Origin of the sequence: Brevibacterium spongiae, from assembly GCF_026168515.1 — a bacterium.
Classification (GTDB): Bacteria; Actinomycetota; Actinomycetes; order Actinomycetales; family Brevibacteriaceae; genus Brevibacterium; species Brevibacterium spongiae.
In genome coordinates, this window is the sequence record NZ_CP093443.1 from 3,805,112 (window position 1) to 3,825,726 (window position 20,615).

23 protein-coding genes are annotated in these 20,615 nt (G+C 65.4%); 14 read left to right on the forward strand and 9 right to left on the reverse strand.

The genetic code is table 11. From position 1 onward, the window contains the following. Positions 1–127 precede the first annotated feature (127 nt). The 4 genes from L1F31_RS17055 to pyrE all read right to left on the reverse strand — a co-directional run bounded on the left by L1F31_RS17055 (position 128) and on the right by pyrE (position 4,135). Positions 128–757: a TrmH family RNA methyltransferase gene (locus L1F31_RS17055; RefSeq protein ID WP_265418413.1), complete on the reverse strand. Its 630-nt coding sequence runs from the start codon at positions 755–757 to the stop codon at positions 128–130. Continuing rightward, a complete protein-coding gene (locus L1F31_RS17060) occupies positions 754–2,505 on the reverse strand; it encodes an ABC transporter permease (RefSeq protein WP_265418414.1) in 1,752 nt (583 codons plus the stop codon). Before L1F31_RS17060 ends, L1F31_RS17055 begins: the two co-directional genes overlap by 4 nt. Next, positions 2,505–3,386 (reverse strand): ABC transporter ATP-binding protein, encoded by an 882-nt coding sequence (locus L1F31_RS17065; RefSeq protein WP_265418415.1) that lies wholly within the window; start codon positions 3,384–3,386, stop codon positions 2,505–2,507. The genes L1F31_RS17060 and L1F31_RS17065 overlap by 1 nt, the downstream gene beginning before the upstream one ends. Positions 3,387–3,568: 182 nt before the next feature. Continuing rightward, the gene (gene pyrE / locus L1F31_RS17070) at positions 3,569–4,135 is read right to left on the reverse strand and encodes an orotate phosphoribosyltransferase (protein ID WP_265418416.1); all 567 of its coding nucleotides are present in this window, start codon (positions 4,133–4,135) and stop codon (positions 3,569–3,571) included. A gap of 311 nt (positions 4,136–4,446) precedes the next feature. Here pyrE and L1F31_RS17075 point away from each other — a divergent pair, with 311 nt between their 5' ends. Further along, positions 4,447–4,719, forward strand: coding sequence for a GlsB/YeaQ/YmgE family stress response membrane protein (locus tag L1F31_RS17075; RefSeq protein ID WP_265418417.1), 273 nt, complete (start codon positions 4,447–4,449; stop codon positions 4,717–4,719). A gap of 168 nt (positions 4,720–4,887) precedes the next feature. Here L1F31_RS17075 and L1F31_RS17080 read toward each other — a convergent pair whose 3' ends face one another. The 3 genes from L1F31_RS17080 to L1F31_RS17090 are packed head-to-tail and all read right to left on the reverse strand — an operon-like array spanning position 4,888 to position 6,369. Beyond that, complete coding sequence (locus L1F31_RS17080) at positions 4,888–5,283, reverse strand: hypothetical protein (RefSeq protein WP_265418418.1); 396 nt, start codon at positions 5,281–5,283, stop codon at positions 4,888–4,890. Continuing rightward, a complete protein-coding gene (locus tag L1F31_RS17085; protein ID WP_265418419.1) occupies positions 5,276–5,809 on the reverse strand; it encodes an Asp23/Gls24 family envelope stress response protein in 534 nt (177 codons plus the stop codon). Before L1F31_RS17085 ends, L1F31_RS17080 begins: the two co-directional genes overlap by 8 nt. Then, positions 5,806–6,369 (reverse strand): RNA polymerase sigma factor, encoded by a 564-nt coding sequence (locus tag L1F31_RS17090; RefSeq protein WP_265418420.1) that lies wholly within the window; start codon positions 6,367–6,369, stop codon positions 5,806–5,808. The genes L1F31_RS17085 and L1F31_RS17090 overlap by 4 nt, the downstream gene beginning before the upstream one ends. Positions 6,370–6,614: 245 nt before the next feature. Here L1F31_RS17090 and L1F31_RS17095 point away from each other — a divergent pair, with 245 nt between their 5' ends. From L1F31_RS17095 to L1F31_RS17115, 5 genes are read left to right on the forward strand one after another with little or no spacing between them, the layout of a single operon-like run. Continuing rightward, positions 6,615–7,079: an Asp23/Gls24 family envelope stress response protein gene (locus L1F31_RS17095; RefSeq protein WP_265418421.1), complete on the forward strand. Its 465-nt coding sequence runs from the start codon at positions 6,615–6,617 to the stop codon at positions 7,077–7,079. Between the two features lie 36 nt (positions 7,080–7,115). Next, the gene (locus tag L1F31_RS17100) at positions 7,116–7,298 is read left to right on the forward strand and encodes a hypothetical protein (RefSeq protein ID WP_062862592.1); all 183 of its coding nucleotides are present in this window, start codon (positions 7,116–7,118) and stop codon (positions 7,296–7,298) included. Positions 7,299–7,302: 4 nt separating this feature from the next. After that, positions 7,303–7,749, forward strand: a complete 447-nt coding sequence (locus L1F31_RS17105) for an Asp23/Gls24 family envelope stress response protein (protein ID WP_265418422.1) — start codon at positions 7,303–7,305, stop codon at positions 7,747–7,749. Continuing rightward, on the forward strand, positions 7,746–8,333 hold the full coding sequence (locus L1F31_RS17110; RefSeq protein ID WP_265418423.1) for a DUF6286 domain-containing protein: 588 nt from the start codon (positions 7,746–7,748) through the stop codon (positions 8,331–8,333). The genes L1F31_RS17105 and L1F31_RS17110 overlap by 4 nt, the downstream gene beginning before the upstream one ends. Then, positions 8,330–8,926 (forward strand): alkaline shock response membrane anchor protein AmaP, encoded by a 597-nt coding sequence (locus L1F31_RS17115; RefSeq protein WP_265418424.1) that lies wholly within the window; start codon positions 8,330–8,332, stop codon positions 8,924–8,926. The genes L1F31_RS17110 and L1F31_RS17115 overlap by 4 nt, the downstream gene beginning before the upstream one ends. 517 nt (positions 8,927–9,443) lie before the next feature. Here L1F31_RS17115 and L1F31_RS17120 read toward each other — a convergent pair. Together L1F31_RS17120 and L1F31_RS17125 are read right to left on the reverse strand one after the other, a co-directional pair. Next, positions 9,444–10,295, reverse strand: coding sequence for an SDR family NAD(P)-dependent oxidoreductase (locus L1F31_RS17120; RefSeq protein ID WP_265418425.1), 852 nt, complete (start codon positions 10,293–10,295; stop codon positions 9,444–9,446). Next, complete coding sequence (locus tag L1F31_RS17125; protein WP_265418426.1) at positions 10,292–11,116, reverse strand: thioesterase family protein; 825 nt, start codon at positions 11,114–11,116, stop codon at positions 10,292–10,294. Before L1F31_RS17125 ends, L1F31_RS17120 begins: the two co-directional genes overlap by 4 nt. Positions 11,117–11,210: 94 nt before the next feature. On the opposite strand from L1F31_RS17125, the gene L1F31_RS17130 reads away from it, so the two are divergent. The 8 genes from L1F31_RS17130 to L1F31_RS17165 all read left to right on the forward strand — a co-directional run bounded on the left by L1F31_RS17130 (position 11,211) and on the right by L1F31_RS17165 (position 20,565). Then, the gene (locus tag L1F31_RS17130; RefSeq protein ID WP_265418427.1) at positions 11,211–12,005 is read left to right on the forward strand and encodes an exodeoxyribonuclease III; all 795 of its coding nucleotides are present in this window, start codon (positions 11,211–11,213) and stop codon (positions 12,003–12,005) included. Between the two features lie 142 nt (positions 12,006–12,147). Next, positions 12,148–13,062, forward strand: a complete 915-nt coding sequence (locus tag L1F31_RS17135; RefSeq protein WP_265418428.1) for a GTP pyrophosphokinase — start codon at positions 12,148–12,150, stop codon at positions 13,060–13,062. A 79-nt stretch (positions 13,063–13,141) separates the two neighbouring features. Beyond that, positions 13,142–14,020 (forward strand): DUF5926 family protein, encoded by an 879-nt coding sequence (locus L1F31_RS17140; RefSeq protein WP_265418429.1) that lies wholly within the window; start codon positions 13,142–13,144, stop codon positions 14,018–14,020. An 87-nt stretch (positions 14,021–14,107) separates the two neighbouring features. Next, the gene (locus tag L1F31_RS17145; protein WP_265418430.1) at positions 14,108–14,962 is read left to right on the forward strand and encodes a glycosyltransferase family 2 protein; all 855 of its coding nucleotides are present in this window, start codon (positions 14,108–14,110) and stop codon (positions 14,960–14,962) included. Further along, positions 14,959–15,897, forward strand: a complete 939-nt coding sequence (gene pheA, locus L1F31_RS17150) for a prephenate dehydratase (protein WP_265418431.1) — start codon at positions 14,959–14,961, stop codon at positions 15,895–15,897. Before L1F31_RS17145 ends, pheA begins: the two co-directional genes overlap by 4 nt. A gap of 441 nt (positions 15,898–16,338) precedes the next feature. Beyond that, positions 16,339–16,944: a hypothetical protein gene (locus L1F31_RS17155; protein WP_265418432.1), complete on the forward strand. Its 606-nt coding sequence runs from the start codon at positions 16,339–16,341 to the stop codon at positions 16,942–16,944. A gap of 922 nt (positions 16,945–17,866) precedes the next feature. Then, positions 17,867–19,732 (forward strand): FAD-binding dehydrogenase, encoded by a 1,866-nt coding sequence (locus tag L1F31_RS17160; RefSeq protein WP_265418433.1) that lies wholly within the window; start codon positions 17,867–17,869, stop codon positions 19,730–19,732. Further along, positions 19,729–20,565 carry an SDR family oxidoreductase gene (locus tag L1F31_RS17165; protein ID WP_265418434.1) on the forward strand — a complete coding sequence of 279 codons (837 nt, stop codon included), beginning with the start codon at positions 19,729–19,731 and terminating at the stop codon, positions 20,563–20,565. Before L1F31_RS17160 ends, L1F31_RS17165 begins: the two co-directional genes overlap by 4 nt. Positions 20,566–20,615: the final 50 nt, after the last annotated feature.

Genomic DNA, 20,615 nt, shown 5'->3' on the forward strand with positions numbered 1-20,615 from the left:
CGATCCGAGTCGTTCTGAGCACCCAGAACGCTGTGGATCGACCGGACAATCGCCACAGTCGTGCGAAACCGCGTGCCGCGTCACGCGGCGTGCCACCGGTTTCCCGACGAGGCAAGGTCAAGCCACGTCAGCCCACGGGCTGGTCGAAGACGTGGCGGCGCACCCACGAGTGCATGGTGATCGCTGCGGCGGCAGCGGCGTTCATCGAGCGGGTCGAGCCGTACTGCGCGATGGAGAGCACGTCCCGGCTCGCCTGGTGCGCTTCCTCGCTCAGGCCCGGCCCTTCCTGGCCGAACAGGAGCAGACAGCGCCGCGGAAGATCGTAGGTCTCCAGCGGAACCGAATCCGGGAAGTTGTCGATGCCCAGCAGCGGCACATCGTTCTCGGCGCACCAGCTGAGCAGGTCGTCGACGCTCGGGTGGTGGATGACGTGCTGGTATTTGTCGGTGACCATCGCGCCCCGCCGGTTCCAGCGGCGCTTGCCGACGATGTGCACGGCCGCAGCGTTGAAGGCGTTCGCGGTGCGGACCACGGAGCCGATGTTGAGATCGTGCTGCCAGTTCTCGACCCCGACGTGGAAGTCGTGCCGGGTGGCATCGAGGTCGGCCACGATCGCGTCGTGCTTCCAGTACCGGTACCGGTCGACGACATTGCGCCGGTCGCCTTCGCGCAGCAGCTCGGGATCGAAATGCTCCCCCACAGGCCAGGGGCCGGTCCACGGACCGACCCCCACCTGCGGCTGAGCGTTCTCAGTCACTTGTCGTCGCGGGAATCATCCGCCGACGTCGCGTCCTTCTCATCCTTGGCGGCAGGCGATTTCTCATCCTTGGCGCCAGTCGACTTCTTCGCGGCAGAAGACTTCTCGGCTGCCGCCGACTTCTTCGCGGCAGAGCCCTTCGCCGAGGCGGCTGTGGGTTTCGCCGAGGCGGCCGCGGACTTCGCGTCGCCCGCAGACGAATCGTCTGCATCGTCCGAATCGGCAACCGCATCGTCCGAGTCCGAATCCGAACCCGCACCCGCGTCATCCGCGTCGTCCTTCTTCGCGGACACCGATCCGGCGCCGACCTTCTGCGCCCGCTTGCTCATCTTCACGGTCTTGCCGCCGCGTCCGCCTCCGGCGAGCACCGAGCGCACATAGGCGCCGGAAGCCAAGGCGTGGAGGATGACTGCGACCACCAGCGCGATGGCGGCGGCGACAAGTCCCTCCCACCATTCGGTCTGACCGGCGAACGAACGTCCGGCGATGCCCAGCGGGGAGGTGAACGGAGTCCAGGACAGCACCTTCGCGGTCGTGCCCGAGGCTCCGATGATGACCGGGGCGAAGAAACCGGCGACGGTGATGATGCCGACGATCGTCACGAACGTCGTGCGCGCCTTGGACCCGACGACCGTCGAAGCCCAGACGAGGAGCGCAAAGACCGACCATGCGGTCAGCAGCAGAGTGAGCGCGAACCAGCCCAATCCCGGCAGCATGGCGAAGGCCAGGGAGGTCTTGCCCGACAGCGAGAGGCCGAGCTCGACGACGACAGCGGCAACAATGAGGTGCACGACGACCAGGGACAGCATCCCCGTGATCCGTCCCGAAGCGGCCGAGCGCGGCGGGATCGTGGCCGCGATGATCTCGGTGATCCGGTTGCGCTTCTCCAGGCGCAGATTCTGATACAGCGCGGTGCCCAAGGTCGCGACGACGAGGAGGGCGAAGGCGACCATGCCCCACAGCAGAGGCGTGGCCACCGTGCCTTCGACGGCCGGGGTCTTCAGCAGCGTCGCCTCGGTCTTCGGGGCCAGCTTCTCCAAGAGCGCTTCGGGCTGCTCGTCGAGGGCGATGATCGTCGGCTGGGCCTGACCGGAGGGGTCCTGGATGAACGCCGCATCGACCTTGCCCTCACGCACGAGCTTCTCGGCCGCCTGCGTGTCCTTGGCGTCGGTGATCTTCACGCCCAGCTGCTGTTCGTACATCTGGGCCTGCTCGCCGACTCCCACCATCGCCATGGTCGGGGTGCCCGATTCCTTCTGCGCATCGGCGACGATGCCGCTGATGATCGCGGCCAGCACACCGAGGATGATCACAGCGGCGGTGACGAGGAAGTAGGGACTGCGCATCGCCGAAGTGGATTCGCGGTTCGACACCAGCCAGGCGGCCTGGCGGTTGCCGACGTCGACGAATTCGGAGACCAGCCCGGTCTCCGGCAGCTCATCGGGGTCGGGGGTGTCCTCGGCGAGTTCGAAGGGAACATCGTCGAGTCCGGCCGTCGATGCGGATTCCTCCGAATCCTCCGCCGGCACCTTCCCCTTCACGGATTCCTTGCCCTTCGCCGAGGCGGCCGCCCCCTTCGCGTCGCCATCCGCGGAATCGTCGGCGTCCACCTCGGTGGTGTCGTCCTCGGTCACCTCGATATCGTCATCAGCGGGGATGCCGAGATCGTCGATGCCTTCACCGGCAGTGCCCTTCGACACGAGCGGTTCCGGGGACTCGTCGTTCGCACCTTTGTCCTTGCGCGCCATTACAGAGCCTCCTTGTACTGCTCGGCCAGTGTCGGGCGGACACTTTCGAAGTTCTTCACATTGCTCAGCCCTGCCACAGCTGCGGCGGCGGTCTTCGCGTCATCGGCGCGGAAGCTCACGACGGAGTTCCCGCCGCGGGGCGTGCTCACATCATTGATTCCGGTCCGGGATCTCAAGGCGGACTCGGCCGCCTCGGCGTCGCTGGTCTCCACTCGGTAGCGCGGGGTGCCGAGCAGCTTCTCCACGCTGCCGGACGCAGTGACCTTGCCCTGGCTGAGCACGATGACGTCATCGGCGAAGGTCTGTGCGGCCTCCCAGTCGTCGGTGGCCAGAATGACCGGCACCCCCGAGGAGGCGTGTGCTCGCAGCAGCGACATCACCAGTCGCAGCGAGGCCGCATCGAGTCCGGCGAAGGCGTCGTCGAGGACGACGACGTCCGGGTCGGCGGCCAGCGTCGCGGCGATGTCGACGCGCGCGATCTCGGCACCGGAGAGGTTCTTCAGGGGCGCGTAGCCGCGGTCGGCGAGTTCGAGGTGCGAGAGCAGAGTCAGCGCATTGCGTTCGGCCGCGCCCAGGGTGATCCCGTGCAGGCGGGCGAGGTAGACGATCTGATCGATCACACGCATGTTCGGGTAGCCGCCGCGTTCGGCGGGCAGGTAGCCGAAGTTCTGCCGGTCACCGAAGTCGAGTTCGAAGTCCTCGAGTTCGACGGTGCCCTCGTCAGCGGCGATGAGCCCCATGATGACGCGCACCAGTTCGGTGCGGCCCGCCGATCGGGTTCCTACGATCGCGGTGATCCGGCCCGCTTTCGCGGTGAAACTCACCTCGTCCAGATACGTCCGCTTTCCCTTGCGCAGGGAAACCTCTTTCAGTGTGAGCACGCGTCTTCCTTACTGTTACATCAGGCGATACTAAGGGAGTTTCTCATCTATCGTGTTGAAATGAGAGACATGTTTCAAACCACATCCTCGATTTCGACTGAATTGCCAGTCGAGTCCCAGGTCGTGATCGGTGGACCGCAACTGCGCCGAGGAGCGCAAGCCCCACTTCGCCGAGGCGGCCCTCAGTCGAGTCCGAGATCCTTCGTCGTCAGCGCGGTGAGGTACGGGATGCCGGTGGCTTCGACCCGTTCCTTGGCGCCGGTGTCACGGTCCATGACCACGGCCACGGCGACCACCTCGGCGCCGGCTTCCTTGAGTGCTTCGACCGCGGTGAGCACGGATCCGCCCGTCGTCGAGGTGTCTTCCACGGCGACGACGCGCTTGCCTTTGACGTCGGGGCCTTCGACCCGACGCGACATTCCGTGTTTCTTCGCCTCCTTGCGGACGACGAAGGAGTCGACCGGGGTGCCGCGGACCACGGAGCGGTGCATGACTGCTGTGCCGACGGGATCGGCGCCCATGGTCAGGCCGCCGACGGCGTCGACCTTGTCCAGCAGGTCGTGGGAGTCGAGCAGATCGAGCACCACGTCACCGATGAGCGGAGCCGAACGGTGGTCGAGGGTGACCCGACGCAGGTCGAGGTAGTAGTCGGCCTCTCTGCCGGAGGAGAGGGTCACTTTGCCGCGCACCACGGCAAGTTCGTCGATGAGGTCGAGCAGTTGTCGGCGAGTGTCTGCGCTGTCGGTCATGGTCTCCAGTCTAATGCGCAGGCTGCAGGCGGCCATTCAGGGCCATCCCAGCGACCGGCGACCGCGGGTCGAGGATCGGCCGGTCCTGCGGTGAGCAGCAAAGCAATCGGTCAGTCCTGCCGTGGGCGCACGCCTGCGGCACGGCGAAAAATCGATCTGAGATTCTGCGTGAGGATTCGGTCCGGGCTGCGTCTGTACCGATGTCATAAAGAATCAACACAGGTTGGCACTTTCGGCATACGCAAGTTGTACAGTGTCAACAGCACCGTGCAATCCGGCCAGTCAAGTGTCTCAGAAAGGACGTGAGCAACATGGGTTTCATCGCATATCTCATCCTCGGACTCATCGCCGGAGCCATCGCTAAGGCAATTCTGCCCGGCAAGCAGGGCGGCGGCATCATCGCCACCCTCATCCTCGGCGTCATCGGAGCAATGCTGGGCGGTTGGCTCGGCGGCATGATCTTCGGCGTCCAGATGGATGCGTTCTTCTCGCTGTCGTCGTGGCTGTGCGCCATCGGCGGTTCGCTGATCGTACTCATCATCTGGGGCCTCATCACCGGACGGTCGAAGAAGACGGCCGCCTGAATCGTCTCGGGCAGAGCGTACTTCTGCCCGAGCAGCACCCGCCGACACGGCACAGGAACCGAAACGGCACACAAAAAGGCGAATAGCTCAGGGTAGAAACTGGGCTATTCGCCTTTTTGTGTGCCGCAACGCCATTCGGCCGCAAGGGTACCTGGCCGCACCCGGACCTCAGCGGCCGCGGCTGACGATGCGCACGTCGATGTCGATGTCTCCGACGGGCCCGTCGACAGCGGCCTGCAGGTCGACGGCGATGACTGCGTAGAGCTCATCGACGATCTCGGACACCGACCGGCTGTCATCGAGGTGCGCGTCGACGCGCACATTCCAGCCGCCGGACGTGCGATCGACGTCGACGGTGGGTGGATCGTCGGCGGGTCGGCGCATCACGCGTGCGGCAGCGGTGGCGACCCTGTCGCGCAGCCCGGGTGCCAGACCGGTGACCCCGTCGACGCCGGTGACGGACTTGGTGAGTCGGTCCGAGACCCGGGTTCCGTCGAATCCCGGCGCACCTGCGCTCGATGCGGTACCTGCGCCCGGCCCCGTACCTGTCTTCGGCTCAGTCATCCGCGGCCTCCTTGTCAACGCCTTCACCGTCTCCGCCGCCGTCACCGCCGTCACCGTCGTCGTCGAGGAAGACGTCGTCGGCGGTGATGTCGATTCTGTTCGCGGGGATCCCCAACTCCGCACTGAGGTCACGGGCGATGATGCGGCGGACCTCCTCGGCGGTGGGAACGAATTCGACTCCGGCCCGCATCGTCACGGTCAGTGCCACGTCGGCAGCACTTCCCTCCGGGTCACCGGCGGGGCTCACGGAGACGCTGCGGGCGCGGATGCCGTCCACGGCGTCGACGGCATGGCGGACGATTCCGCGCACCGTGGCAGTCGTGATCTGGAAGGGGTTGCCGCGTTCGCTCAGCAGCCTCGTCGAGGGGGCGAGCACCGCGTCTTCGCGGACGATCTGGAGGATCCGCTCGCGCAGACCTGCCGAGTCCTCGGCGGCGGGCTCGAAGGACCCCATGTATTCGTCGATGACGGCGCGCAGGTGGGTGTCCGTCTCCCCTGCTGGCGCCGCGACGGTCTCGTCGCTCATACCCAACCTTCCATCCCCTCGGCGATGGCGACTCGGGCGCGGTGGATGCGGCCGCGTACACTGCCTTCGCTGATTCCCAGGGTCTCAGCGACCTCGGAATAGCTGAGACCCTCCATCTGATGGAGCACCCACGTTACACGCTGTTCCGATGACAGTGTCTGGAGGATTTCGGTGAAATGCTCAAGAGCGGTGCGTGCTTCGACGGAGCGTTCGACCGAGTCCGAGGCATCCGAATGATGCCCTAAGTCCTCGGGGTCCGAGGCATCGGAGGGTCTGGCCGAACGACGCCGCAGCACATCGGTGCAGCGATTCGACGCCATCCGGTAGATCCACGTCCCGAAAGCTGCCGGTTCGGCAAGGGCGTTGAGGGACTTCCACGCCTGGACGAGCGTGTCCTGCACGACGTCTTCGGCATCCTGTCGGTCACCGAGCGTCCGCCAAGCGAAACGCAGAAGCCTGCGCTCGTATTCGTCGACGAGTGCTTCGAAGGACGCGATGTCGCCTTCACGGGCACGCACCACCAGGGTGACGAGGTCGAAGCGACTGTCTCCGCTGGTCATACCTTCATCGTAAAGCACGTGCGAGCAGAATCCGATGGGTCGGCGAGCCCTCCGAACAGATTCGGCTGACCCTCCGAACAGATTCGGCGGGCCCTCCGATCGGATCTCGGGAAGCTCTGCTCCAATTTCGGAAAAGCTCCGCGCAGAAATCTTTGCGAAATCTGCGTGAGGTTTTCCCACGACCTGCGTCTGTACCTATGTCAGCAACTTTCGAAGGCACCACCCGACCGAAAGGATCTTAAGAAATGTCAGAGAACAAGCAGAACGCAGCGAACACCCGCACCTCGACCGAGGATTCCGTGCGCAGCCCGCTGGTGACCGATCTCGGCACGACCACCATCGCCGAGAACGTCGTCGCCAAGCTCACCGGCATCGCCGCACGTGAGGTTCCCGGCGTCTACGGACTGGGCAATGCCGCACGCCGCGCTTTCGACACCCTGACCGACCGCATCCCCGGCTCGCAGACGAACGTCTCCGGCGGTGTGTCCGTGGAGAAGGGTGAGAAGCAGACCGCCATCGACCTCACCATCGTCGTCGAATACGGCACTGCCATCGTCGAGGTCGCCGAGGCGATCCGCCGCAACGTCATCCGCGCCGTCGAGAACGGCACCGGACTCCAGGTCGTCGAGGTCAACATCGACGTCACAGACGTCCACCTGCCTGAGGACGACGAGGAAGAGTCCGCCAAGGACTCCCCCGAACTCAGCTGACCCCATCCGCAGCACCACCTTCGCAGAAGGAACGCCATGTCGAAAACACTCATCGGACTCCTCGTCGGACTGACGTTGGGAATCGTCGCCTACTTCGGCGGTTTCCTCGCTTTCCTCGTCGTCGCGATCTGCGGCGGTCTCGGCCTGGTCGTCGGCCTCGTCCTCGACGGGCGCCTCGATCTGTCCGCGCTGAGCTCGCGCTCGACCACGCGGAGGTAGGGCCGTGCCGTCGAAATCTGACGGGACCACGACTCCCACTTCCTCCGCCGCCGGTCGCAGCACCTCGGGCAACGGTGTCGCTGCGGCCCCTCGCCGAGGCGGTCTGACGATCGCGGACAAGGTCGTCGAACGCACCGCCGGGCAGATCCTCAAGGACCTGCCGGGCGTCGGCGGCACGAGTTCGGGACTCTTCGGCATCGGCGCGAGTTCGAGCCTTGAGACCCGTCCTTCCGTGGACGTCACCCTGTCCGGGCGCAGCTGCACGCTCGCCGTCGAGGTGGGGCTGAGCTATCCCACCCCCATCGCCGAGGCGACCGAACAGGTGCGCACCACCCTGAGCACAGAGATCGAACGTCTCACCGGTGTCACCGTCCGTCAGGTCGATGTCGACGTCCGGTGGCTGCGATCGTCTGTCGGCGGATCCGATCGAGGAAAGAGGAGCCTGCAATGAGCACCCGTCTGCTGCGCAAGCGGCCATCGCGCATCGGCCCGGCCGTGGTCGTCGCGCTCATCCTGCTGCTGCTCGCCGTCGGCCTCGGCTGGGCGAGCGTTGCCGCCTTCGTCTCCGCAGGATCCGTCGACGCCGCGCTGACCGGAACCACAGGCGCGTCAGGTTCCGGCTCCGGCCTCGGACAGCTCGGGGCGACGCAGTGGAGCTCCGGTGTCGTCATCGGCTCCGGGATGGTCTTGGCGATCCTCGGGCTCATCGCGCTCATCCTCGGCATCGCCCCTGGTGCCCGCCGCTCCACGGCAGTGAGCACTCCGGTGCCCGAACACATCGGCGACCTCGAAGTCGCCGTGCCGACTGCGGCGCTGTCGCACATCGCGGCCGCCGCGGCAGATGGCGTCGACGGCGTCAGCGGAGTCAAGGCCTCGTCGAACGCTGCGTCGACGATCGTCACGTTCTCCACCCCGGTCCGTGACCACGAACCGATCCGCGCCGAGGTCGAAGCCGCGGTGCGCGAACGCTTCGATTCGATCTCGTTCGACCGCAAGCCGACGGTCAAGGTCCAAGCACGAAGGAGCCAGTCATGAGACGCACTGCCGCCGCCGCGAACCGCACTGGCCTCATCATCGCGGGCCTCATCGCTCTGCTGCTCGGCCTGGCAGTGCTCGCCATCGGCTTCGGATTCGCCGCCTCATTCGTGCCCACCCTGACCGCAGACGGCGATCTCGGCTCGGTCGCCACGGTGCTCGCGATGCCGTTCTCGGCACTGATCGCACTCGTCGTGGCACTCATCCTCGCCATCATCGGTCTGCGCTGGCTGGCCGCGCAGGTTCCGCGCAAGGACTTCGCAAAGCCCTTCCGAATGCAGGCCGATGCCCGAACAGGACTGACGACCGTGAACGCGGAGGTCATCGCCGAGGCGGTCACCGAGGACCTCGAATCCACCGACGGCGTCGTCGACGCGCAGGTGATCCTGCGCGGAACCGCCCGCAGCCCGGAGCTGCTCATCCATATCGACGCCGACGAACGCGCGGACATCGATGCTGTCATCGCCGAGGCGGCCGACCGTGTCACCGGCAACGCATCCCTGGCCCTGGACGCCCCGCTGCGCGCAGTGGCGCTCGAGGTCGGCATCGCCCGCACCCGCTCCCGTCGACAGCGCACCGTCAATCTGCAGTAGCCGCTGGCCGAATACAGGTCGCCATCGGACATTTTCCGTCCGCAGAAGTGTCCGATGGCGACCCAGGTTTGGACGGAGTTGTCCGATAGCGACCTATGTGAGCGGCGAGTGAAAAGCTCTGTGAATGACAAAGACCCCGGGGCGCGTATTCGCGACATCCCGGGGTCCTCGCAGCACTCCCCTCGAGTACCCGGACGCATCCCCATACGTCCGTTATGCCCACCCGATCCCCACCGGGCGAACACAATAATTTGACCACACTTTCATGTCGCTTGTAAAGAATCTCACGATCTGACTGCGATCTGACACGATCTCATAGCATAGAAGTCGGCAGATTAAAACCCCTGGTCACAGGCTCAGTTAGTCCTGATTTCGGACTCAGATCCGTGTAGTTCAATCCTCAACTCCGTCATTTCGCGGTTGCAGAAACTGCTGAAGTGCATACGCACCCGCACCGATTCAATGGTCGCGTCGACGCCTCCGCCGGCGGTATTTCAGCGTCCGTGCCCGCACCAACTCAATGGTCGCGTCGGCGGGCGAAGGCGAAGCCGCTCGACCCCCATCGTATGAGCGGCCTGGGCACCATCGGAGCCACCAGACCGGCCAGCCGATACGCGCGGCCGGGCACCGAGACGACCTTGCCCCCACGGGCATCGCGCAGCGACTCCCGAACGACCTGATCGACGCTCAACCAGAGCAGGTCGGGACCGGGACGCTCCACGCCGAGGCGGTCATGGAACTCTGTACGGATGAACCCGGGCAGGACTGCAGTGACCGTCACCGGCGTCGCCCGCAGCTCCCCGGCGAGCGCCTCTGTGAACACCAGTGTTGAGACCTTCGAGGCAGCGTACTGGCCCATCGTCGTCACCGCGGCCAGAGACGAGACGTTGAGGATGCCGCCGCGACCGCGGGCCCGCATCCTCCGGGCCGCGAGCAGCGACAGCTCACGCACGGCGCCGGTGAGCACCAGATCCTGATCATTGAGGTCCGCGATGTCGGTGTCCAGCAGCGCACCGCGCAGACCGTAGCCGGCATTGTTGATGAGGACATCGACCGTCTGAGACTCGATGACTTCGGCGACCGCGTCGATGCCAGCCCTGTCCGAGAGGTCGGCGTTGACCACCTCTGCTGTGATTCCGTGAGCGGCACCCAACTGGTCGGACAGTTCGCGCAGGCGCTGTTCGCTGCGGGCGACGAGCACGAGCTCATACCCTTCGGCGGCCAGGGTTCGGGCATAGCCGCTGCCCAATCCGGAACTCGCCCCGGTGATGAGGGCACGCGGTCGGGGTGCCCGGTCCCGCCTCGGCGAGGCCTCGCCACGGCTGTGTGACGATCCGCTTCGCTGCAACGGCGGGACCCTGAAGGTCATACGGCGCCGTGACCTCGGCGCACGGTCAGCGACTGCACCGCGGTGCCGATGGGCCCGTGCTCATCGCTGATCACACTCGTGGTCTGCCCGAGCCCGGTCGGGCCGAAGGAGACCTCCGTATCGAATCCGACCCACCCGGCAACGGGTTCCCTGGTGAGGTGGATGGAGAGGTCGACGTTGGGGAAGAAGGTCGTCTTCGGGTTCTCGCGCACGGCCAGCCCGTTAGCGGTGTCGACGTACTTGACGAAGGCCGCGGTCGGCGGGTCGGTCTCACCGTCGACGAGCGGATAGGGACTGCGCACCCAGGACTGGGCGTAGCCGGGGTGGGCGTCGGCGCCCTGCCTGCCCTCGAGGGACGCGATGTAGCCGCCGCCCCAGCGGTGGGTGAACGGAACGTCGGGCATCTCGGAGGCGTCCGGCAGCTTCTGCCATTCGTCGCCGGCGATCGCCTCGGTGTCGGAGGCCAGCAGCCGCCAGGCGCGGGCGATGATGCTTGTGCGCTCACCGTGGCGCATCTGAGCCTCGACGAGTTCGATGGTGCGCCCGGGGCGGATGACGTTGACGTCGATGGTGAACTCACCGGAGTGGATGACGCCGAGGATGTCGAAGGTCACCCGCGAGATCATCTTCTCACTCGGCAAGCGACGTTCGATCTCGGCCAGCACCATCCCCGAGGCGGGTGCGAGGTGCTGCTCGCCCGGCTGCCAGGCGCCCTGGCTGTGCAGGGTCGAGACGAGCCGGTTCTCGGACAGGCGCACATAGTAGGAGTCCGGGTAGGCGGCACCGTCGTGGCCGAGGTGATCATTGGGAGCATCAGGCATAGCACCAGTTTATCGACTCGGCGCCGGCGACTGCGCCCAGGGTGGGGACCCGTGCGCGCTTTCCCCTCCGGGGCCGACCGCTTAGGGTGGGAGGGTGAGAATCGCTACGTGGAATGTGAACTCGATCCGCGCCCGCCACGATCGCATCGGGGCCTGGCTGGATCGTTCGGATGTCGATGTCCTGGCCATCCAGGAGCTCAAGTGCAAGGATGCCCAGTTCCCTGAGGAGCTGTTCACCGAGCGCGGCTATGAAGTGAGCTTCCATGGCCTCAACCAGTGGAACGGCGTGGCCATCGCCTCCCGCGTCGGGCTGGCCGACACGGAGATCGGCTTCGCGAACATCCCCGCTTTCGGAGCCGACGAACCCGTCGTCGAGGCCCGAGCTATCGCCGCCACCTGCAATGGTGTGCGCGTCTACTCCCTCTATGTGCCCAACGGTCGCGAACTCGACCACCCGCACTACGGCTACAAACTCGAGTGGTACCGGGCACTGACGGACGACATCGCCGCCCAGCTGTCGGCGGAGCCGGAGAAGAAGCTCGTCCTCTGCGGCGACTTCAACGTCGCCCCGCTCGATGAGGACGTGTGGGACATGGCCGAATTCGACGGTGCCACCCACGTCTCGGATGCCGAGCGCAAGGCCTTCGACGACCTCCTCGGCGCCGGTCTGACCGAAGTCACCCGCCAGTTCACACCCGGGCCCGGCGTCTACACCTTCTGGGACTACCAGAAGCTGCGCTTCCCGAAGAAGCAGGGCATGCGCATCGACTTCCAGCTCGCCTCGCAGTCGCTGGCGGCCACTGCCGCCGCCGGTGAGATCGACCGCGAAGAGCGCAAGGGCAAGGGCGCGTCCGACCACGCCCCGGTCATCGTCGACTACGACCTCTGACGCGCCGGGGCCGTCCCGACGCGCGGACGAGCACCGATTTCGTCTCACCCCTTGGCACCGGGGCGCAACTTCAGCGGCGCAGCCATAGACATCTCCCCTCTCTTCTGGTGAAGTTGAATCAGGAGCTAGGAAGGTGACGACGATGTCAGCAACTGTCCGCGAACTGGTCGATGAGGCCTACGATCGACGTGAGTCCACGTGGAGGGCCGCCCTGGAGACGGTCAACGACTGGGTCGAGTCCGTCCGCGCCGCCTCCTCCCTGCTCTCCGGGGACCGCATGCGCATCGTCGACGGTCGGATCAAGGACCGGATGCGCACAGGTGAGAAGCTGCGCCGTAAGCTCGCCGACGCCAATGATGAGATCCACGAATCCGTCGAAGTCGAGAACCAGGTCATCGACGTCGTCGGCGCCCGGGTCGTCTGCCGCACCGAACGCGAACAGTCGGCCCTGTGGAATCTGCTCACCGAACCGGGCGATGACACGAACCTCTCCATCGCCGAGGTGCGCGACTACTCCGCGACCCCGAAGCCCTCCGGATACCGCGGACGTCACCTCATCGTCGAAGTCCCGTTCGACTCCGAGCCGTCCGTGCTCGTCGAGCTGCAGCTGCGCACGGTCATGCAGGACGCATGGTGCGTCCTCGCCGAGGAGCACCTGTTCAAACCCGGGCAGGCGCTGAAGTCCGATTCCCAGCAGGAACGGCTCTCCGTCATCCTCGCCGGGCTCATGGCCCAAGCCGACTCCGTGGCCGGTTATATCGCCGATGACGTCGGCGCGTACCTGGGTCTGGGCAATTCCGCCCCGCCACGCGCCTTCGCCGAGGTGGACGAACCGAGCGATCCGGCCATCGAGGTCACGATCCGCGAACTCAATCACTCGTATGTCCTCGCCGCCGACGAGGTGGGACGGCACGGCATCATCCGGCTCGAAACGCTCGGGCTGACTCCCGACAATCCCGAGCGTTCGGCGTTCCCGCATCCCGGCGACAAGCTGCAGGTGCGGATGGATGAGTCGAAGAACACCCGCTACTTCATTCCGGTCTCGCAGGACGGCTGAGGAGCGTCCACCGCCGTCGACTGCCCCCTCGACGGACCCTCCCGGCACAGGCAGGCTCTACCGACTAGACTTGCGTCCCATGGGAAAGAAGTCGAAGCGCTCCAAGGAAGAACTCATCGCCAAACGCCTCGCCAGGGCGCAGGCCACGGCGTTCGTCGCACGTCCGTTCGCGGACCTGCCGTTCGAAGCCGACCTCATCTGCCTGCGTGAGATCGTGCCCGCGGCCACCGCGACCGCGAAGCTCACCGAGGAGCACGGCGGCCATGAGGTCACGATCACCTCACTGCTGCCCGCTGCCTGGCAGGCGTGGCGCCGCGATGACGGTGAGATCCTGGCCGGCATGCAGGTGCCCGTGTCCTCGACCGACGCCTCCCGCGATGTCGCCCGCGGCATCCTCGCCGCCGTCGAGGCGGAACCCGGCACCTCGATCGAAGCGACGACCGAGCCCGGTGAGGGTCCGCGTCTGCAGGACATCCTCGACACCGCACACCCATTCGACGTCCGCGTGCTCGAGAACTTCGACTACTGGGCGCTGCCCGAGGCCGAGACCGACCCGGACGTCGGGGCCGCCCTCCAGCAGGCCAACGACTCGGTCGCTCCGACCGAGAAGCTCGCCTCCGTCGACTCCGCCTACTGGACCGAGATGTCCGGCCGCACCTACGTCCGCTGGGCCCGCCCCGAGGGTGAGGATCGCATCGTCGACGCCATGGCCCGCCTCCAGGCCGAGAACGCCAATGACCTCGGCGGCATCGGCTCGTTCCTCGGCTACTTCCGCGCCCACGGCATCATCATCCCCGTCTGGGAGCTCGAGTTCGGCACCCAGGTCGACGACGTCGAAGAGCCCATCGCGGACTTCGGCAAGCGCATGGACGAAGCGCTGAACACGACCGAACCGATGAGCACCGAGGCCCGCCGCGTCCGCTCCGGCATCGTGTCCCGCCAGCTGACCATCCACTGACATCCGCCACCCAGCCGGGCGGGGTGGGCACGGAATCGTCCGTGCCCGGCCCCGCCTCGGCGCCGGTGTCGGATGAGGAGAACCCGCATGAGCGCACATCCGAACCCCGCCCCCGAGGCGGTCGCCGCCATCATCCCCGCGATGAACGAATCCCAGCGCATCGGTGCCACCGTGACCGCGGCCAAGCAGATTCCCGGGGTCGACATCGTCCTCGTCGTCGACGACGGATCGACCGATGACACGGGCACCCGGGCCCGCCGGGCCGGTGCCGAGGTGATCACCCACCCGAAGAACAAGGGCAAGGCCGCGGCGATGATGACCGGGGCGTTCGCCCTGCGCAACCGTGAGATCTCCGACGCCGATCCAGGTGTCGAACCGAAGCATCGGGCGCTGCTGTTCATCGACGGCGACCTCGAGGATTCGGCGATCAACACCGCTCCCCTGACCGCGCCCGTGCTCGCTGGAACTGCGGACATGACGATCGCGATCCTGCCCGCGCAGAAGCGCAGGGGCGGGGGCTTCGGCTTCGTCGTGGGCCTGGCGAAGAAGGGCATCGCCGAGCTCTCCGGGTTCGAGGCCACCCAGCCGCTGTCGGGCATGCGCTGCCTCTCGCGGGAGGCCTTCGACGCGGCTCTGCCGTTCGCTGCGGGATGGGGTGTCGAGGCGGCCATGACCATCGACGTCGTCAACGCCGGACTGCGCGTGGAAGAGGTCGAATGCGACCTCCACCACCGGGTCACCGGCCGCGATCTGAAAGCGCAGCTGCACCGCGCCGCCCAGTACCGCGACGTCGCCCGAGCGATCCTCGCCCGCCGCATCCGCGCGAAGCGGAATGGCGGGGCACTGCCAGGTGGCGCGGCGGCACCGTCCGGCCCTGCCGAGTCCGCACAGAATTCCTCCGACCAGCACAGCTCGGACCAGCACAAGGAGACCGGCAAGTGAGCCTCAACCGTTTCGCGTACCTCGGTCCGGAGGCCACCTTCACCGAGGCGGCCCTGTTCAGCTTCCTCGACTCCCGGAACCTGCGCGCTGAGGCCACGACGCATCCGATGCGCAATGCACCCTCGGCGCTCGATGCGGTGCTCGAGGGTGACTGCGATGCCGCGGTCGTGCCGATCGAGAATTCCCTCGAAGGCGGAGTTCCCGCCACGATCGATGCGCTGACCGAGAACGGCCGCCTGCAGATCATCGCTGAGGTGGTCGTTCCCGTCCGCTTCGTCCTGGCCGTGAAGCCGGGGACGACGCGGGAGGAGATCACCACCTTCGGCTCCCATCCGCACGGTGAGGCGCAGGTGCGCGCGTTCATGAACGAGAACTTCCCCGAAGCCGTCTACCTGCCGACCTCCTCGACTGCCGCGGCCGCCCGGGATCTGGCCAATGACGCCGGCGACCATATGGCCGCCGTCTGCCCGGCGCTGGCCGCGCAGCGCTACGGGCTCGAGGTCGTCGCCGAGGACATCGGCGACCGCAAAGACGCCGTCACCAGATTCGTCGTCGTCACCCGCCCGGGTCCTCTGCCCGCGCCGACCGGGGCGGATAAGACGACGATCGTCGCGGCCCTGCGCTCGGACCGCGCTGGTTCGCTGCTCGAACTGCTCGAACAGTTCTCCAGCCGCGGCGTGAATATGTCCCGCATCGAATCCCGTCCGACCGGTGACGGGCTGGGCCTCTACCAGTTCTCGATCGACCTGCTCGGGCACATCCATGAGGCGCGGATGGCCGAAGCCCTGCAGGGAGTTCACCGGGCGGCGCTCAAACTGCACTTCCTCGGCAGCTACCCGAGTTCCGACGGAGCCGTGGTGCCCGTCGACCCGACGACGACGGATGAGTCCTTCGCCGCAGCCGCCGACTGGTTGGAGCACACCCTCCACGGCTGATCGGATTGGGCAGCTGATCGTCTGCAGCGGCACAACCACAGGAATACCCCTGATGCAGTACATGACGACTGCCTGCGAGCCACGGTTCCTCGGAGGCTTTGCTCTTCGATGTCACCACGACGGATCACGTTCCTGCGAAAGACGCGCACAATCTACACTTCGTGAGGTAAGAGTCGCTCGATTAAGAGACCTCTGACGGCGGCTAGTTTCCAAAGCTGAAGTCCTGATACCGAATCACCTCGAAAACCAGTCAGCTCGCTCACGCACCGATCGCCTGTATCGGATGCATGTTGTCGCACATGTCAGGACGACTTCCACACACCATTGACCACAAGTCTGCTTGTGAATTAGCGTGGTGACTGTTGCTGGCAACTGATTTCTACCAAGACCTCCGTCGGTTGAATGAACACACCGGCGGCAGAGTTCCGAAAGGAGAGCGGCTTGAGCTTGACACGAGCCACAACGGCTGCTGTAACGACCATCGCATTAATGCTCCCACTATCACAGATGTCGCAACCTGCCTTTGGCGTGGAAGCAACCGGCGAATCACGGGAGACAGTCAAAGAACTTCGAGTCACAGGATTCGACAAAGACGTAGCCCGGGAACATGGTTACCGTATCGAACAGGGTGAAGACGGAACGTTCAGTTCAGTTCCAGTAACAAGAGAAGCCAAAGACGAAGCCAAGGCTCTGAAAACGCAATCATCCGACGGCGGCCTGGACGTGCAAAGCACAGTTTCCGGAACATGCGGCAAGTCCAGTCTTTACGTAGGTACGCCATCGTCGAAGAAGATCCAGATAGATACTGGCTACACAATCACTCTGGATATACCTGCACACCGCACCTGGGGGGTCTCGGGCTCTGTGGGAAGTGGAACCTTTGACGAAGACTTTTCAGGCTTCTCGGCGAAGTCCGACTGGTCAGAGACTCGGCAGGTCAAAGTTGGAGATTCGTCGTCTGGGTTTGCACAGCTCAATGACAATTCGAAAGTCGTGCTCACCACCGGAGTCGTATGCAAGGACATGAACCCTTCTGACAAATGGTGAAGAGTCGATCGATCGGCGGTCCCGCCCGTGGGACCGCCGATCGATCAGTTCGCAGATAGAAAGATTGGAATTGTCATAATGCCCGAATCCGCAACAACATCAAGTGCCCTAAAGAACTTAACAGTCGACTCGAAACCAACTGGCTTGCTGCGGCTTCTATACCTTCGGCACGCTTGGGGCGTTGATGTCAGGCCCGATGTACCAGCACCTTCTCCTGCCCCGCACGTAGGCGAAACTGTCCGCCCGCAGTCCGCCACCACTTTGGAGTTGGAATACTGGTGGTCTGAGCTGTGGGACGACCGAATTCGCTGGTATTCAGAGCACGGTGCTGAACAACCTGGCTCGGTTCCGCGCATGCCGCAGTGGAATCATATGGATGCGAGTGACGACGGTATAGATTTGGCCGCGTTCGACAGCTGGGCCTGGCCTTTACGGGAGCAGGGGAAGTCCACGCAACCAGAGCATGCACTGACACACGCATTGACAGTTGCACGCAGACAAGGACTCAGGAGCATTACTGTGCTTCCGATGGGAGAAGATTACGTCCAAAAACCAACGAGCTCTGGATTGGTTGTGTCAACCTCTGTCCGTGCGAATCCAACAAAATACGCATCCGTGCTGATGGGCTCGTAGCAAACACCAGTTCCTTCGCCGCAGCCGCCGATTGGCTGGAGAAGACCCTCCACGGCTGAACATCTCTGCCGACCGACGACACGCCGCTGTGCGTCAGCGACCGGAAGTCGCGAGGCTCAGAATATCGCTCATCGCGGCGCATCAGGCCCCTACTCGCCGCTGAGTCTGCAATACTGATGCCTACTGGTAGGTAAGTGGGTCCAGATTGTCAGAATCCGGCCCGTTGCGGACAATCTGGACCCACTTAACGTCGGTTCAACCGCCGACGGATGCGACAGAGGAGTCGACGATGAGCACAGACAGCCGCATATCCCCCGATGCGATCATCGTCGGGGCCGGACTCGCCGGACTCGTCGCCGCCCACGAACTCACCCAGGCGGGTAAGCGCGTGCTCATCCTTGACCAGGAGAACCGCGCGAACCTCGGCGGGCAGGCGTTCTGGTCCCTCGGCGGACTCTTCCTCATCGACTCCCCCGAACAGCGCCGGCTGCGCGTCCACGATTCCCTCGAACTCGCACGAAGCGACTGGGCCACCTCGGCGGGATTCGACCGGGACGAGGATCATTGGCCCAGGAAGTGGGCGGAGGCGTACCTCGATTTCGCGGCCGGTGAGAAGCGGCAGTACCTGCGTGACCTGGGCCTGCGTCTGACACCGATCGTCGGGTGGGCCGAACGCGGCGGGTCCGGGGCCGGCGAGCACGGTAACTCCGTCCCCCGGTTCCACCTCACGTGGGGCACCGGCCCCGAGGTGGTCCGTGTCTTCCGCGAACCCGTCGAAGCCGCCGAGGCGGACGGACTCGTCGACTTCAGGTTCCGTCACCGTGTCGACGAACTCATCACCGAGGACGGTGCCGTCGTCGGTGTGCGCGGCCGAGTGCTCGCCCCCAGCCACACTGCACGCGGGGTCGAGTCGAATCGCGACGAGATCGAGGACTTCGAACTGCGTGCCCCCGCGGTCATCGTCACCACCGGCGGGATCGGGCACAATTTCGAACTCATGGAGAAGTACTGGCCGGTCGACCGCCTCGGCGAGTTCCCGGACACGATGCTCGCCGGGGTGCCCGCGCATGTCGACGGACGGATGCTGCAGATCGCCGAGGATGCCGGGGCGAGTCTGATCAACCGGGACCGGATCTGGGCGTACACGGAAGGCATCGAGAACTGGAATACGATCTGGCCGGGCCACGGGATCCGCATCATTCCGGGACCGTCGTCGCTGTGGTTCGATGCCGAGGGCAACCGGTTCCCCGCGCCGAACTATCCCGGCTTCGATACCAATCGGACGATGCGCACGATCCTTGAGACCGGATACGACTATTCGTGGTTCGTTCTCAACGAGTCGATCATCCGCAAGGAGTTCGCGCTGTCAGGTTCGGAGCAGAACCCGGACATTACTGAGAAGGACATCGGGATCACGCTCGACCGAGTGCGCTCCTCGGATGCTCCGGCCCCGATCGAAGCCTTCAAGAACTTCGGGCCCGATTTCGTCGTGGCGGAGACGACCGAGGAGCTCGTGGCGGGGATGAACGAACGCTCCCGCGGACCGGTCATCGACCATGACCACCTCGTCGAACAGATCCGACAGCGTGACCGGCAGACCGACCATCCGTTCTCGAAGGACGCGCAGGTGCAGGCGATCCACAATGCCCGCGCCTACCTCGGCGACAAGATCGTGCGCGCGGTGAAACCGCACAAGATCCTCGATCCGGAACACGGTCCCCTCATCGCGGTGCGGCTGAGCCTGCTCTCGCGCAAGACGCTCGGCGGATTGGAGACGAACCTCGACGGGCAGGTCATCGGCATGTGCGACATTGGAGCGGTCGGTGGCACCGAAGCAGGTGGTACGCGAACCGGCGCTGAGGATGCCAGTGGCGGGGGTGCCACTGGCACAGTTCACGACGGCATCCCGATTCCCGGGCTCTATGCCGCCGGTGAGGTCACCGGCTTCGGCGGTGGCGGCATGCACGGGTACAACGCACTCGAAGGCACCTTCCTCGGCGGATGCATCTTCTCCGGACTGCGCGCCGGCCGTGCGGTGGCGAACGGCGGAAGGTCCACCGGGTCGGGCGGGTCAGCCGGGTCAGTCGGGGCCACCGGGTCGCGCGGGCCAGTCGGCAACGGCACGACCGGAATCGAATCGCGAGGGAAGAAGTGAACGACGCGCACAACGGTCTCACCGTCCTCGTCACCGGAGGCACCTCGGGCATCGGCAAAGCACTCGTCGAAGCCCTGGCGGCCAAGGGATGCCACGTGCTCACGACGAGTCGTGATCCTCATCGCCTGTCTCCGACGGATAGGGTCCCCGGCGTCAGCTACCTGCCCCTCGACCTCGCCGAACCGGATGGGCCGGACCGGTTGGCCGAAGACCTCGAGCGTCTCGGCGTGCTCGGCGAGATCGATGTGCTCATCAACAATGCCGGCGAGAGTCAGTCCGGGCCGTTCGAAGAGCTGCCGGCCGAGGCCATCGAACGTCTCTTTCGCACCAATGTCTTCGGTCCGGTGCGGCTGAGCCAGCTCGTGCTGCCCGGAATGCGTGCGCGGCGGACAGGTCGCATCATCATGGTCGGGTCGATGCTCGCGAGCTTCCCGTTGGCGCACCGCAGCTCCTATTCGGCGGCAAAGGCCGCGCTGCGCACTTTCGCCACGGCGGCCAGGCAGGAACTCTCGCCGTTCGGGGTGTGGGTCAGCGTCGTCGAGCCCGGATCGATCGCCACCGGCATCGGACTGCGCCGCACGAAGTACCTCGAGGACGGTTCGCCCTATACGGACGATGTCACGACGATGCTTGAGCATCTCGATGCCAATGAGCGAGGAGGCATCCCGGCCGAGAAGGTCGCGGCCACGATCATCGACGCCATTGTGTCGCCGCGTCCGCGAGAGTTCTACGCCGTCGGCAGCAGGGCACCCCTGCCGTTCCTGCTCAAGCGAGCGCTGCCGCGGTCGCTGATGTCGAAGATCGTCGCCGCCCAGCACGGCCTCAAACGGTGAGCGGCAAGGCCGTCAGGCAAGACCGAAGCGTCGAGCCCAGCAGCCGCGAA